We start from the raw sequence: 13,622 nt of genomic DNA, 5'->3' as shown, positions 1-13,622 counted from the left end.
ATCTTTACCTTGGGAGGCGGCTGTAACGGAAAGTGGATTTTATATAATTTTTTTGCGTTTGCAGGGTAACGGAGATCACCATTTTGGAAAGTGATGATTGCCTGAATTCCGAAGACATGGGTTTGAACGGTCGTTTCGCCGTGTGGGAACGACGGCCAGGTTATATAACCTGTTTCTAATGAGGTTTTTAGGGTTTCTCCTGGCGGACAAGATTATCGTGCTTAGTAGACAGTTGCTTCGTGGAGCGACTGTTAGTTCTGAATGTTTTAGGCGTTACCCCCATTAGCGATCTGAATTTGAAACAATAATAGGCACTGTCGGTAAATTCGCACTGATAAGCAATGTCAGTAATGCTTAACTCGGTATTTCTGAGGAGCTCGGTGGATTGAGAAATTTTTTTCCCGACCAGGTACTCTTTAAAACTGACTTGCATGATTTTTTTGAACGTTCTGGAGAAATGGCTTGTCGAGAGAGAGCAATGCGCAGCGGCTTCATTCAACGTCATGTTGAAGGTTGCATTTTTTTCAACATGTACGACCAAATCAATTATCTTGTCGAAGATGTTATTTTTTTCATCACTGACGGTGACTTGCTCAGCATGTTGAGCATGGGTAAACACCGTATTGAGCAAGAGTATTAACAACGGATTCGCTTCACAGAGAGTATGGGGGGCGTCATGCATATCGGTGAACCATCTGAAGAGAAATTGCATGCGTTCGGCATCGCGCTCGTTCAGTTGCAATACAAACCCGGCGTGCGGAGGCGTCACGGGAAACTGATATTTCAAACGATTCAGCACCGTATTATTGTATTGCAGCAAGAAGCGCTCATGATTATCGGTGAATGCCAACTCCATATCATGGAGTCTCATCGGCCCCACAAAGACTAAGGTATTGTCTCTCAGTTTGAATTTTTCGCTGCCGATAGAGTAAAAACCTTCGGCGTGGCGAAACCACATAATCTCATGTTCCAAATGTACGTGGGGCCTGATGTATACCCCTTTCTCAGGCACAGCCTCCCGTGCGCGCAACATGTAATCTGTGCCCAGCGTCGTTTCAATTTTTTCGAAAAAGTGATCTACGTTCCACATAATACGCAAATTTCTTATAAAAAGACGTCGATAACGCCATTTGTTACGCCTTTTAAAGCTAAAAATCAACACCGTGCTTGACTGTGTTTGAAGACCCGCCCTTTGCCGCACCGCATAACGGCCGGCAGGTCATTACACTAATATGCTCATTACGTAACGTCCCGCCTCGGCTTAAGGATTCAAAACTCGCCTGTCTTGCGTATCCTTATCCTGAAGTTTCTTGGTGAGCACCCCATTATTTTTTTGAACTTGGCACAGAAATAAGCGCTGTCCGTGAAATCAGTTTGCTCCGCTATTTCACTGATTTTTAGCTCGGTAGAAGATAACAGGCGCACGGCTTTCGTAAGTTTCCGCGTTAATAAAAAATCTTGCAGTGTTTGCCCAAAAATGGATTTGAAAGTGCGAGAGAAATAAGACACGGACCAATCACAGCGTTTTGCCGCCAGAGATGTTGCAAGTGTATACTCTTGGTTAATATCGATATAACGAATGAGCTCGATAAGCCTGTCGATATGCTCGGCTGCAATAGTAGATGCGGGACAGTTTATTTTTTGCAGTGTAAACAATAAAAATGTTTTCAACAGCGACAACACCAACTCTTCTGCGTTGTCCTGCTTCAGGTGCTCCGTAGCCCAACCCAGCAAATTTTCGATCCTGTCTGCTTCGCTCTGAGTGACATAGCCTATCATCGGTTGAATGCGTTGTTCGGGTTGCAGATTGATGGCGCAGTTTTGCAGCCACTGCACTTCAAACTGAAGTAAGTACCGCAAATGGTCTTGTTGCGGTTCCAACTGCATCTCATGGCACAACAAGGCAGGAATAAATATCAACGTATTGTTTTTAATCAAATAAGTTTCATTGCCGATGGTGAAACTACCCCTTGCCGCAGGAAACCACATAACCTCATACATTAAGTGGAAATGCGTTGCGATAGACAGGCCAACAAAGTGGGTGCTGTCATCGCGCCTTAACGTGAATGCCCGCCCCGTGGGGACAGGAATATGTTCATAAATGGGACCGGCATCACTCATGGAGTTCACTTTTATTATATAAATATCACTGTTTAATACATATAAATCACAAAAAAAGCAATACTATTACTTCACCCCGGGCTTATTGATTTTTCATCAACCACCACCCGTTCGGAGCACAACTCGCCCGAAGGAGACATTAATGTCTGAAATATCTATTTCTATAAAAGAAAAAATAAGCTATGGCTTAGGTGATACCGGTTGCAATCTGGTTTGGCAAACGCTGATGTTATTTATGGCTTATTTTTACACTGACGTTTTTGGACTTTCCCCCCTGCATATGGGAACAATGTTTCTCGCCGTACGCGTTATCGATGCCGTAACCGATGTTATTATGGGTGCAATCGCCGATCGTACGCGCAGCAAATTCGGCCAATTCCGCCCTTACCTGTTGTGGTTTGCCATTCCATTCGGCGTTTTATGTACTTTGACATTTTATACGCCCGATTTCAGTTATACTGGCAAGCTTGTTTATGCCTACATTTCTTATACGTTACTTTCTCTCGTTTACACTGCCATCAACGTGCCTTATTGCGCAATGATCAACAATCTGTCGAGAGATCCGCGAGAACGCGTCTCCTTGCAATCATGGCGTTTTGCGCTGAGTACATTAGGTGGGCTGATCGTATCATTGAGTGCGCTTCCGTTGGTGAAATACCTCGGTCACGGCAACCTGCAACAAGGTTATTTTTACGCAATGATGGTAATGGGATCGCTCAGTATTATTTTCTTTTACATCTGTTTCGCAAATACTCGGGAACGCTACATTCCAGCTGCAGATACTCAACACCACAGCATTTGGAGTGATTTTCAGGTGTTGTGTGCAAACAAGGATTGGCGTCTGTTATTTACGCTCAACGTAGTTAATCTTATCGCCGTTATTTTTAAAGGTGGCTCCGCCCTTTATTATATCAACAGCGTCATGCACAGACCAGACTTGGCGACGCCGTTGCTCACACTCACGCTCATTGCGGGTATCGTAGGCGCACTATTATCTCCCATTATTTTCAAAAACACGGATAAAGTACTGGGGTTCAAGCTGGCCATGGCTGCTGAGGCTATTTTATTATGCCTGTTCTACTTTATCTCACCGTCGCAGATCATGCTGGTTTGCACGATGATTTTTCTGATTAACGTCATTCAACTTGCGGCCACTCCATTGCAATGGAGCATGCTCTCAGATGTGATAGATGTAGAGGAACGCGTCAGCGGCCGCCATTTAAGTGGCATCGTTTTTTCCACTAATTTATTTGCAATTAAAATGGGTATTGCTATTGGTGGCGCACTGATTGGTTGGTTATTGGCCTGGGGGAATTATATTGGTGGTGCCGCAATACAGGGAAATAGCGCTTTACTCATGATTACACTCCTGTTTACGGTCTTGCCCGGTATTCTGACATTCAGTTTGATCCTGATTATGCATGGGTACTCTCTCAACGATAAAAAATTGGCTTTGTTACTCACCCACTCTGTTGCCCCTTTTCCCGAAAACACGCTGTCTGATAATGCTCACAGGAGAGCTGACATATGAATATTGAATGGATCACATCATCTGATACGGAACAATGGCAGAAATGCGACCGTCTTCTAGAAACAATTAAACCCGCTAACCTGCAGCTGTCCAAGCTCCGTGGTCGTCAGGTGGAAGGGTTCGGCGGGTGCTTCAATGAACTGGGGATGACGGCGTTAAATGCTCTGGACGACAAACAGCGGCACGACATCCTGGATAACCTGTTTTCGCCAGAGGGTGAATGTCGGCTTACCCTGGGACGCGTACCGATCGGCGCAAGTGATTATGCCGTATCCTGGTATAGCCTCAATGAACAAGAGGAAGATTACGCCATGGAACACTTTTCCATTGAGCGTGACAAACGTTATTTATTGCCTTATATAAAAGAGGCACTTGCGCGTCAGCCAAACATGACGCTTTTTGCCTCCCCCTGGAGCCCACCCACCTGGCTGAAAACACACCAAGCCTGTAATTTTGGCCGTCTTCGCCGGGATGAACGGGCGCAAAAAGCTTACGCATTATATTTTAAAAAATTTATCGAACACTATGAGAAAGAAGGTGTGCGCATAGCGCAGGTACATATTCAAAATGAAGTTGTCGCCGATCAAAAGTTCCCCTCTTGTGTCTGGAGCGGCGAGCAGTTGAAAGAGTTTATAAAAGAGTATCTTGGCCCACTCTTAATGCAAGAACCCATAGACAGCGAGATCTGGTTAGGAACCATCAATGCTCCGGAATTTTTGAAAGAGCCGGGACAAGACTATGATGACTACGCCAACTGTGTACTTTCCGACCCCGAAGCCTACCAATATGTTAGCGGCGTGGGTTATCAGTGGGCCGGTAAGAATGCCATTCAACGAACCGTAATGAGTTACCCTGAATTACGCTATTACCAAACAGAAAGTGAATGTGGTGATGGAAATAATAGCTGGCAGTACGCGCACTATATTTTTGGTTTGTTCCGACATTACTTAATCAATGGTGCCAACGGCTACTTTTACTGGAACATGGTGTTGGCTGAAGGGGGGGAAAGTACCTGGGGTTGGAAGCAAAACAGTATGATCTCCATAAATAAAGAAACAAAATCAGTAAGTTATAATCCAGAATATAGCGTTATGCGTCACTTTTCTCGATACGTTGTACCTGGTGCCCGGCTAATACCATTAACCGGTGCAATGAGTGGTAATGCCGTTGCGTTCGAAAACCCTGATAACTCGGTCATCATCACGATAAATAACCCTTCATTTCATAAAAGAGAACTGAGGCTTGCCATTGGGGGAAGAACCGTTGAGTTTACCCTTCATGAAAACTCGATAAGTACATTAATAGTAAAAGATTACCATTAAAAATAATGGCCCTGAAATAATGGGCCTTATCTCCCCTGTTGCAGTACGCCAATCCTCCCCCGAGCGACGCGGCGAAGCCGGTATCTTCTGGCCGCCGGGGCGGCAGCCCCTCTTTATGCGATGCGTGGCACTATCCGCTATCGCGTGATAGTTCCGTAGGAGCTATTGGGGCAACAACGAGCACATCACGTGAGTACCGCTCCCAAGGTTTGAAGGCAAAAAATCATAACCTATGTCGTTTGAACCTGAGCCTGCTTGCCCACCTTGGATAGCGCCTTTTAGCGCTATAGCCTGTTGCAGATATAACATTCTTCACGCGCTACCCTGCGTGCGCCACTTCCCCTGCCACTGCCCTATTTTTTATCAGAAATGTGATACTGAACAGCAGTAACCTTGGCGATTTCGTGGATTTCAGCGAAAAACTCACTTCCATGTTATTTTCAAGCGAAAATTTAGTCAAAAATTGCGGCATAAATCACGCTTTCGCGATCACATTGTCGTCACAACCGCCAGCCCCATTGTCTTAAATTTCTATAATTTTACAAAACAACCATTACACACAACAATCCAGCAGGTTGATTAGCGACAGCATTTATATCGACTACAAAAAGACAATACAGCAGAATATATCACTAATTAAATTTCGTATAGCTTTTAATCAAAACAAAAATTCGCCAAAACAAATCAAGGCAAAAGTTAATGCTGAATAACATTTGCAACATGGTTGTTTCACAACGCGAACGTTATATGTAACAGAGTATGACAAACGGCTTGCCTCGCTGACAAAGATAGTGAACATTAACCGCCGTCATCCCATCCTATAACAACGCAGAAGGATGCAGTCCTGCATCACCTTTTGCCATTTCTCGTCTCTACGAGACGGGGCAGTGAAAAATCAGAGGTACCAGTGTCAACTGCAAACAACAACAGCAAACACCCTGAGGGCGTCAGTCTTAACGCCTTCAAACAACCTAAGGCGTTCTACCTGATCTTCTCGATCGAACTGTGGGAACGTTTTGGTTATTACGGCCTGCAAGGCATCATGGCGGTTTATCTGGTCAAAATGCTTGGCCTGAGCGAAGCCGACTCCATTACCCTGTTCTCGTCCTTCAGCGCCCTGGTGTATGGCTTCGTTGCCATCGGTGGCTGGCTGGGGGATAAAGTGCTGGGCTCCAAGCGCGTGATCGTGCTGGGCGCGCTGGTACTGGCCGTCGGTTATGCCATGGTGGCGTACTCCGGCCATGAAATCTTCTGGGTCTATCTGGGCATGGCGACCATCGCCGTGGGCAGCGGCCTGTTCAAGGCGAACCCATCCTCCCTGCTGTCGACCTGCTATGAGAAAGACGATCCGCGTTTGGACGGTGCATTCACCATGTACTATATGTCCGTCAATATCGGTTCTTTCCTGTCGATGCTGGCGACCCCGTGGTTGGCGGCGAAATATGGCTGGAGCGTCGCGTTCTCACTGAGCGTGGTGGGCATGCTAATCACCCTGGTCAACTTTATGGTCTGCCACAAGTGGGTGAAACAACACGGCTCCAAGCCGGACTTTAAGCCGCTGCAGGTCAAGAAGCTGTTGATGGTGCTGGTTGGCGTCGTGGCGCTGGTTGCCCTGTCAAGCTGGTTGCTGCACAACCAGATCATTGCCCGCTGGGCGCTGGCGATTATCTCCCTGGGTATTGTGGTCGTGTTCGCCAAGGAAGCCTTTACGCTGCACGGTGCAGCGCGCCGCAAGATGATCGTCGCCTTTCTGCTGATGCTGGAAGCGGTAGTGTTCTTCGTGCTGTATGCCCAGATGCCGACCTCGCTGAACTTCTTCGCCATTCATAACGTCGAGCACAATATCCTCGGCCTGGCGTTTGAACCTGAACAGTATCAGGCGCTCAACCCGTTCTGGATTATGCTGGCCAGCCCGATTCTGGCGGCGCTGTATAACAAGATGGGTGACCGTCTGCCGATGCCGCACAAGTTCGCCTTCGGCATGATCCTGTGCTCCGGCGCCTTCCTGGTACTGCCGTGGGGCGCCAGCTTCGCCAACGAACAGGGTATCGTGTCGGTTAACTGGTTGATCCTGAGCTATGGGCTGCAAAGCATCGGTGAACTGATGATCTCCGGCCTGGGTCTGGCCATGGTGGCGCAACTGGTGCCGCAACGCCTGATGGGCTTTATTATGGGGTCATGGTTCCTGACCACCGCTGCCGCCGCGCTGATTGCCGGCAAGGTTGCGGGATTGACCGCCGTACCAAGCGACATCAACGATGCGCACGCGTCACTGGCTATCTACAGCCACGTGTTTATGCAAATCGGTATCGCCACCGCCGTCATTGCCATTCTGATGATGCTGACCGCACCGAAGCTGTACCGCATGACTCTGGACACCGCAGAAGACACCGAAAAGAAAGCGCAGGCCGCCGCAGCGGTTAACTGATAACGGTTTCGGACAGACAAAAAACGGGGCGTCTCAACAACGCCCCGTTTTTTATTTCAACCTCTCTCTTCTCAGTCTGGCGACTTGCCGCTCAAAGTTGCCCACATAAATTCGCTGACCAGCGCGCTGTGGAACGCAGCCTGTTTCTTGTCTGCGGCGGCGCTATGCCCACCCTCGGTATTCTCATAGAAGTAGGCCTGCTGATACCCCATTTTCTGCATGCGCGCCGCCATTTTACGGGCGTGCGACGGATTGACGCGATCGTCGCTGGTAGCGGTGTAAAACAGCACCGGCGGGTAAGGCACATCCGCTTTGATATTGTGATAAGGCGAGAAGGTTTTGATGTACGCCCACTCCTCCGCTTTGGCCGGATCGCCATATTCGGCAATCCAGGAAGCGCCGGCGGAAAGTTGGGTATAACGCTGCATGTCCAGCAGCGGCACCTCACAAACGATACAGCCGAACAGCTGCGGGTACAGCGTCAGCATGTTACCCACCAGCAGCCCGCCGTTACTGCCGCCACGCGCGCCCAAATGCTGTGACGACGTCACTTTTCGTGCAATCAGATCCTGCGCCACTGCGGCAAAATCCTCATAAGCGCGATGGCGGTTCTGCTTAAGCGCCGCCTGGTGCCAGGCCGGCCCATATTCCCCGCCGCCGCGAATATTCGCCACCACATACACCCCGCCGCGCTCCAGCCAGGCCGGCGCCTTGCTGCCCATGTAACCCGGCAGCAGCGACACTTCAAAACCGCCATAGCCGTACAGCAGCGTTGGGTTGCTGCCGTCCAGCTTGATGCCTTTGGCCGAAATCTGGAAATACGGCACGCGGGTGCCGTCGCGGGAGGCGACAAAATGCTGGCTGACCTGATAACCGCCGGCGTCAAAGTCCTGCGGCCCCTGCTTGAGCAGCTCTGCCTCGCCACCGTCGAGATTCCCCAGGTACAGCGAAGTCGGTTGCAGGAATCCGCCAATCGTCAGGAAATAATCGTTGGTTTCATCGTCAATCCCGCCGGCGGAAATCGTGCTGATGGCGCCCGGATTGCCGAGCGGCCTGCGCTGCCAGTTTTTACCCTGCGGCGTCAGCACTTCCAGCCGATTCACCACGTTGTCCATGATGCTGAGGATCAGGTGGTCGCGTGTGCCGCTATAACCACTTAGCGCCGCCTGCGCGGTCGGCGTGAATAACACCGTCAGTTCGCGTTTACCCGCCAGATAATCATCGAAATAGGCCGCCAGCAGCGAACCTGAGGGATAGCGCGTGCCGCCTACGTCCCAGTCGCTGCTCGGTTTGATCAATAGCCATTCACGGTGCGTGCTGAACTCGGCGTCAGCGGGAATATCAATTTTGATTTGCCGATCCTGCTCGGTCAGCAGAAAGGCTTCACGGCGGTAGAAATCCAGGCTACGGCCCACGTAGCTACGCTCAAACCCCGGCATGTGGTCGTGGTAAGCAAACACCGTCATGTCCTGCGGTTGCGCCTCATACAGCGTCTGGGCGGCACTCAGCGGCGTGCCGCGCCGCCAACGTTTGGCGATACGCGCATAACCGGATTGGGTCATCGAACCTGCGCCAAAGTCGGTGGCGACAAACAGGGTATCCTTATCAATCCACGACGCCTGGCTTTTCGCCACCGGCAGCACAAAACCGTTTTTCACGAACGCTTTGCTGACCAGATCGAATTCGCGTATCTCTGTGGCGTCGCCGCCGTCCGGCGACAATTCCACCAGGCAATAACGATACTCCGGCGGTAACGGCTCGGAACCGTGGAACACCCAGTCTTTGCCTTCCGCCTTGCCGAGCGCATCGATATCCAGCACCGTTTCCCAGGCCGGGTTGGCCTTGCGGTATTCCTGCAGCGAGGTGCGCCGCCATAGCCCGCGCGGATTGGTTTGATCCTGCCAGAAGTTGTAGTAGTAATCGCCGCGCTTGGCGACCCACGGAATTTGGCTGTCCTTGTTCAGGATCTCCAGCACCTGTTTTTCCACCTGTTGAAAGCTTTTGCCTTGGGCAAAACGCGCGGTAGTCCGCTGGTTTTCCTGCTTCACCCATGCCTGCGCGGCCTTGCCCTGCAGCGCTTCCAGCCACAGGAACTCATCGGTGGCGCTGGCGCCGCCCTCCGCCGCCATCGCCAGGCGGACACTGTTCGGTAATGAAGTCATCGCGAATACGGCTCCTGCGGTTTGTGCACTGAGTTTAATAAACTGGCGTCGATTGCTAACCGGCAAAATCAAGTTCTCCTTCCTGGATAAATAAGACTCATTTTCAACAAGGTAGATCGTTGACGCAGCGGAGTCAAAGCCTGCGCCCATGCCGTTGAGTCAAAATTTAGGATAGTGGATCAGATCGTGAATGCGCACCGTCTCCTGGCTGGCGTTGCGGTAAGCATGTGGCCGATCGGCCTGAAAGCGCATTGCCTCGCCGCTGGCCAGGCTGTACCACTGACCGTCGACCGCCAGATCCAACTGGCCGCTGATGACAATCACATGTTCAATGACGCCCGGTTCGTGCGCCGACGATTCACTGAGCGCTCCCGGCGCCAGGTCGATAACGAACATGTCGAAACCCAATTGCCTGTCGAACGGAAACAGCGGCACCACCCGCATATCGGCGTTGTACTGGTTGAACACCGGCGCATCGCCATAACGATGCAACGTGGCCTGCTCTTGCAGCGGCGATATCTCCAAAAAAGCGGAAAACGCCACGTTAAAACCGGTGGCGATTTTCCACAGCGTCGCCACCGTTGGACTGGATTCGCCGCGTTCTATCTGCCCCAGCATCGCCTTGCTGACGCCGGTATTCTCAGCGGCCTGAGCCAGGCTCCAGCCGCGCTGCGCACGCAGCGATTTCAATGTTTGCGCCAGATGGCCGGACAGTTCCTGCATGATTCCCCCTTCTGAATTCCGGCTGATTATAGCCACTTGTGCGCTATAACGCACGGTGCTATGCTCATTCATCTCTGTGCGTTATAACGCACAATTACAGCCGGAGTCTGCCATGCGCCCTGCCATCTCGTTGCGTCATTTGACCCTGCCCGCCGTTATGGCCGGGTTTGTAGCGGTATTGGTGGGTTACACCAGTTCCGCGGCCATTATCTTTCAGGCCGCGGCGGCGGCCGGTGCCACGCCAGTGCAGATCGGCGGCTGGTTGAGCATGCTGGGGCTGGGAATGGGCGTGACCTCGCTTGGGCTTTCGTTGTATTACCGTACACCGATCCTGACAGCCTGGTCGACCCCGGGCGCGGCGCTGCTGGTCACCAGCCTGCCCGGCACGCCAATCAACGAAGCGATTGGCGTGTTTATCTTCACCTCCGGGTTGATCCTGCTGTGCGGCGTCACCGGGCTGTTCGCCCGGCTGATGGACTCTATTCCGCAGGCGATTTCGGCGGCCATGCTGGCGGGGATCCTGCTGCGCTTCGGCCTGGACGCTTTTGCTTCGCTACAGGTAAATTTCGTGCTCAGCGCCGGGATGGGGTTGATGTATCTGGTGAGCCGCCGCTATCTGGCGCGTTATGCGATTGTGCTGACGTTGCTGGTGGGGCTGGCTATTGCGGCGTTGCAGGGCACTATTCATCTTTCTCAGCAACCGCTGGCTTTCGCGGTGCCGGAATTTATTGCACCGCATTTCACCTGGTCGACGCTGCTTGGCATCGGCGTGCCTTTCTTTGTGGTGACCATGGCATCACAAAACGCCCCCGGCATCGCTACGCTGAAGGCCGCAGGCTATAGCGTCCCTACTTCGCCGCTGATCAGCTGGACGGCATTGACCGCACTGCTGCTGGCACCGTTCGGCGGGTTCTCCGTTTGCATCGCCGCCATTACCGCCGCCATTTGCATGGGGCCGGACGTGCACCCCGACCCACAGCGCCGTTATATGGGCGCCGCTGCCGCCGGGGTGTTTTATCTGCTCGCCGGGCTGTTTGGCGGCGCTATCGGCATGTTGTTCAGCGCGTTGCCGCCGGCGCTGATCCACACCATTGCCGGGCTGGCGCTGCTCGGTACTATCGCCGGCAGTTTGCAACGCGCGCTGCAGGATGAAAAACAGCGCGATGCCGCTCTGATCGCCTTCCTGATCACCGCCTCCGGCGTAACGCTGCTCGGCGTCGGCTCTGCATTTTGGGGAGTTATTGGCGGCGCGCTCGCGCATCTCATTTTGTCGCTGCCACGGCGCACAATGGATTGATCCAGGCGTAATTCTTTTCCGCTTCAGCGATCTTCTGCTTAACTGTCAAAGGGGCGATTATTGCCCCGCTTTGGATCCGTTAAGAGAGCCGCTATGCCATCGTCCGAGCTGATTGATCTGATTCAACGTATCGACTCCGCCTATCGCCAGTGGACGGGCGTCGGCCTGCCTGGGCCGCAGGCCACTGCTTCCGACCAGCATTTTCTCTGGTTGCACCATCAGGCGCCGTACAGCCTGTTGGCTCATGAGGGCGGTGTGGATCCGGTTTTTATCTACGCCAATCATTGTGCGCAGCAGTGTTTCGGTTATTCCTTCGATGAATTTATCGCGCTACCTTCGCGATTGAGCGCCTCGCCGGTAGATCGTGCGGAACGCCAGCAATTGCTGGATAAAACCGCCCGCCAGGGCATCGCACAGGGGTATCAAGGCCTGCGAGTCGATAAATTTGGCAACGCCTTCACTATTTATGATTGCGCGGTATGGCAGATCCCGGGCGGGGGTCAGGGCGCACTGTTCTGGCCACAGCCGAAACGCCGACCAGGCTGGTTTAACCACAGGAGAACATGCACAGTGCAAAACGATAAAGGTTGATACATATATCTTCGACAGGCTTAGAGGCTGTTACCACCGCCTCAGCCAATTATTAAGTGACATTGTAACGAGAGGCTTTATGAATGATAACGCCGCGCTGTTAGCCCAGCGACTGATCCGCAATCTTGAAGAAGTCGAAAAAACGCACGATCGCCGTCCGCCGTTATATGACAGCGTCGGCGCCCGTTTAGGCACCGGCACCGCTGCCAACAAGCTGGGAGCGTCCATCGACGTGGTGGCGCCAGGCATGCGTTCCTGCCCTTATCATTTTCACTATGCGCAGGAAGAAATGTTTATCGTGCTGGAGGGAACCGGAACACTGCGGGTCGCCGGTGAGCAATTGCCGATCAAAAGCGGCGACGTTATTTTTATCCCACCCGGCCCGGAATACCCGCACCAAATCATCAACACTTCGGCGGTACCGCTGAAATATCTTTCCGTCAGCACCCGTGAGCAGCCTGAACTGGTGGAATATCCGGACTCGGGTAAATTCCAGGCAACAGCCCAACGTGACAATGGCCAACCGGTGCGCTATCTGCAACGCCCTTCAGCGTCGCTCGATTATTGGGAGGGTGAACCCTGAGTCCCCCTCCGGCAGCGGCAGGCCCAGCGCGCGCGCAGCCTGTTCCGCCACCCGAAAATCGATATCCGCCGCTTCGCCGTCTTCCATAAACCAGGCTGCGGACAGCCCTGCCCAGGCAAGGATCCATTGCAGCAAACGCTGGCGTTCCAAGCCAGCCAATTGGCAGACCTGCTCCACGCGGCGCTGGAAAATATCCGGATCGGTGGCAATGCCGTAATTGGGGTTGCAGAAGATATTGGCATAGTCGAAGGCGCGTTCGCCGTAGAGGCGTTTGGGATCGATCACCAGCCAACCGCGCTCGCCGAAATCCAGCACGTTGTCGTGGTGAATATCCCCGTGCAGCACGCTCTGTTCCCGCGGGCTGGTCAGCAGTTCCGCCGCCGCCGTGGCGCTGAGCCGCAGCATACCGCCGTGGGCCTGCGCCGCCGGCCACAACGCGTTGAACCACAGGTGCAACGGAATAAGCTCTGGCAATGGCTGTGAACGCGGCGCATGCAGGCGGGCAACCACCTGGCAGAGAATCGTCGTCGCCTGCCGATCGTCGCCGTCTCGCACCATTTGCGCCAGCGATCGCTTGCCCTGAGCACGCTCCAGCAGGATGCCGTCCTCGTGCCAGGCCAGCACTCGCGCAGCACCTTCGCCCTGCCACCAGCACATCAGTAACCCGCCGAACTTTTCTTCCTGTTCGCGGGCGATTTTCAGCATGGCGGCAGCGCCCTGATAGCGCACCGGCATCAGCAGGCTGCTGTGAGTTTCAAATGCTTTGCCGTCAGCTTCCAGCTGCCAGCGTTGCACATAGGGAATAAAGGCAGGATTCATTGCGGTCAGGCGTCCTTATTGATGGCAATCACGGTGATAAATTGG

Annotated in this window: 11 protein-coding genes; 6 read left to right on the top strand and 5 right to left on the bottom strand. The window is 52.6% G+C overall.

Going from position 1 to position 13,622, the window contains the following annotated elements:
* Positions 1-187: 187 nt before the first annotated feature.
* Positions 188-1,090, bottom strand: coding sequence for an AraC family transcriptional regulator (locus tag SERAS12_RS10965; RefSeq protein WP_013812713.1), 903 nt, complete (start codon positions 1,088-1,090; stop codon positions 188-190).
* Positions 1,091-1,269: 179 nt separating this feature from the next.
* On the bottom strand, positions 1,270-2,121 hold the full coding sequence (locus tag SERAS12_RS10960; RefSeq protein WP_013812712.1) for a helix-turn-helix transcriptional regulator: 852 nt from the start codon (positions 2,119-2,121) through the stop codon (positions 1,270-1,272).
* A gap of 142 nt (positions 2,122-2,263) precedes the next feature.
* Between SERAS12_RS10960 and SERAS12_RS10955 the strand changes: the two genes are divergently transcribed.
* The 3 genes from SERAS12_RS10955 (at position 2,264) to dtpA (ending at position 7,402) form a co-directional block, all read left to right on the top strand.
* Positions 2,264-3,652 (top strand): glycoside-pentoside-hexuronide (GPH):cation symporter, encoded by a 1,389-nt coding sequence (locus SERAS12_RS10955; RefSeq protein WP_013812711.1) that lies wholly within the window; start codon positions 2,264-2,266, stop codon positions 3,650-3,652.
* Positions 3,649-4,974: a glycoside hydrolase family 30 beta sandwich domain-containing protein gene (locus SERAS12_RS10950; protein ID WP_013812710.1), complete on the top strand. Its 1,326-nt coding sequence runs from the start codon at positions 3,649-3,651 to the stop codon at positions 4,972-4,974. The genes SERAS12_RS10955 and SERAS12_RS10950 overlap by 4 nt, the downstream gene beginning before the upstream one ends.
* A gap of 907 nt (positions 4,975-5,881) precedes the next feature.
* Positions 5,882-7,402, top strand: coding sequence for a dipeptide/tripeptide permease DtpA (gene dtpA / locus SERAS12_RS10945; protein ID WP_013812709.1), 1,521 nt, complete (start codon positions 5,882-5,884; stop codon positions 7,400-7,402).
* A 71-nt stretch (positions 7,403-7,473) separates the two neighbouring features.
* Here the strand turns inward: dtpA and SERAS12_RS10940 are convergent, their stop codons facing one another.
* Together SERAS12_RS10940 and SERAS12_RS10935 are read right to left on the bottom strand one after the other, a co-directional pair.
* On the bottom strand, positions 7,474-9,564 hold the full coding sequence (locus SERAS12_RS10940; RefSeq protein ID WP_041416077.1) for a prolyl oligopeptidase family protein: 2,091 nt from the start codon (positions 9,562-9,564) through the stop codon (positions 7,474-7,476).
* Positions 9,565-9,723: 159 nt separating this feature from the next.
* Positions 9,724-10,287 carry a helix-turn-helix domain-containing protein gene (locus tag SERAS12_RS10935; protein ID WP_013812707.1) on the bottom strand — a complete coding sequence of 188 codons (564 nt, stop codon included), beginning with the start codon at positions 10,285-10,287 and terminating at the stop codon, positions 9,724-9,726.
* A gap of 112 nt (positions 10,288-10,399) precedes the next feature.
* On the opposite strand from SERAS12_RS10935, the gene SERAS12_RS10930 reads away from it, so the two are divergent.
* The 3 genes from SERAS12_RS10930 to SERAS12_RS10920 all read left to right on the top strand — a co-directional run bounded on the left by SERAS12_RS10930 (position 10,400) and on the right by SERAS12_RS10920 (position 12,758).
* Complete coding sequence (locus tag SERAS12_RS10930; RefSeq protein WP_013812706.1) at positions 10,400-11,584, top strand: benzoate/H(+) symporter BenE family transporter; 1,185 nt, start codon at positions 10,400-10,402, stop codon at positions 11,582-11,584.
* A gap of 93 nt (positions 11,585-11,677) precedes the next feature.
* On the top strand, positions 11,678-12,175 hold the full coding sequence (locus SERAS12_RS10925) for an MEKHLA domain-containing protein (protein WP_013812705.1): 498 nt from the start codon (positions 11,678-11,680) through the stop codon (positions 12,173-12,175).
* A gap of 79 nt (positions 12,176-12,254) precedes the next feature.
* On the top strand, positions 12,255-12,758 hold the full coding sequence (locus SERAS12_RS10920) for a cupin domain-containing protein (RefSeq protein ID WP_013812704.1): 504 nt from the start codon (positions 12,255-12,257) through the stop codon (positions 12,756-12,758).
* Here SERAS12_RS10920 and SERAS12_RS10915 read toward each other — a convergent pair.
* Positions 12,723-13,577, bottom strand: a complete 855-nt coding sequence (locus tag SERAS12_RS10915) for an aminoglycoside phosphotransferase family protein (RefSeq protein ID WP_013812703.1) — start codon at positions 13,575-13,577, stop codon at positions 12,723-12,725. The two genes, SERAS12_RS10920 and SERAS12_RS10915, sit on opposite strands and share 36 nt — an antisense overlap.
* Positions 13,578-13,622 lie beyond the last annotated feature (45 nt).

Source organism: Serratia sp. AS12, from assembly GCF_000214195.1.
GTDB classification, from domain to species: domain Bacteria; phylum Pseudomonadota; class Gammaproteobacteria; order Enterobacterales; family Enterobacteriaceae; genus Serratia; species Serratia plymuthica.
Note: the sequence above shows the minus strand (reverse complement) of the source record. Positions and strands in the feature narration are given on the sequence as shown.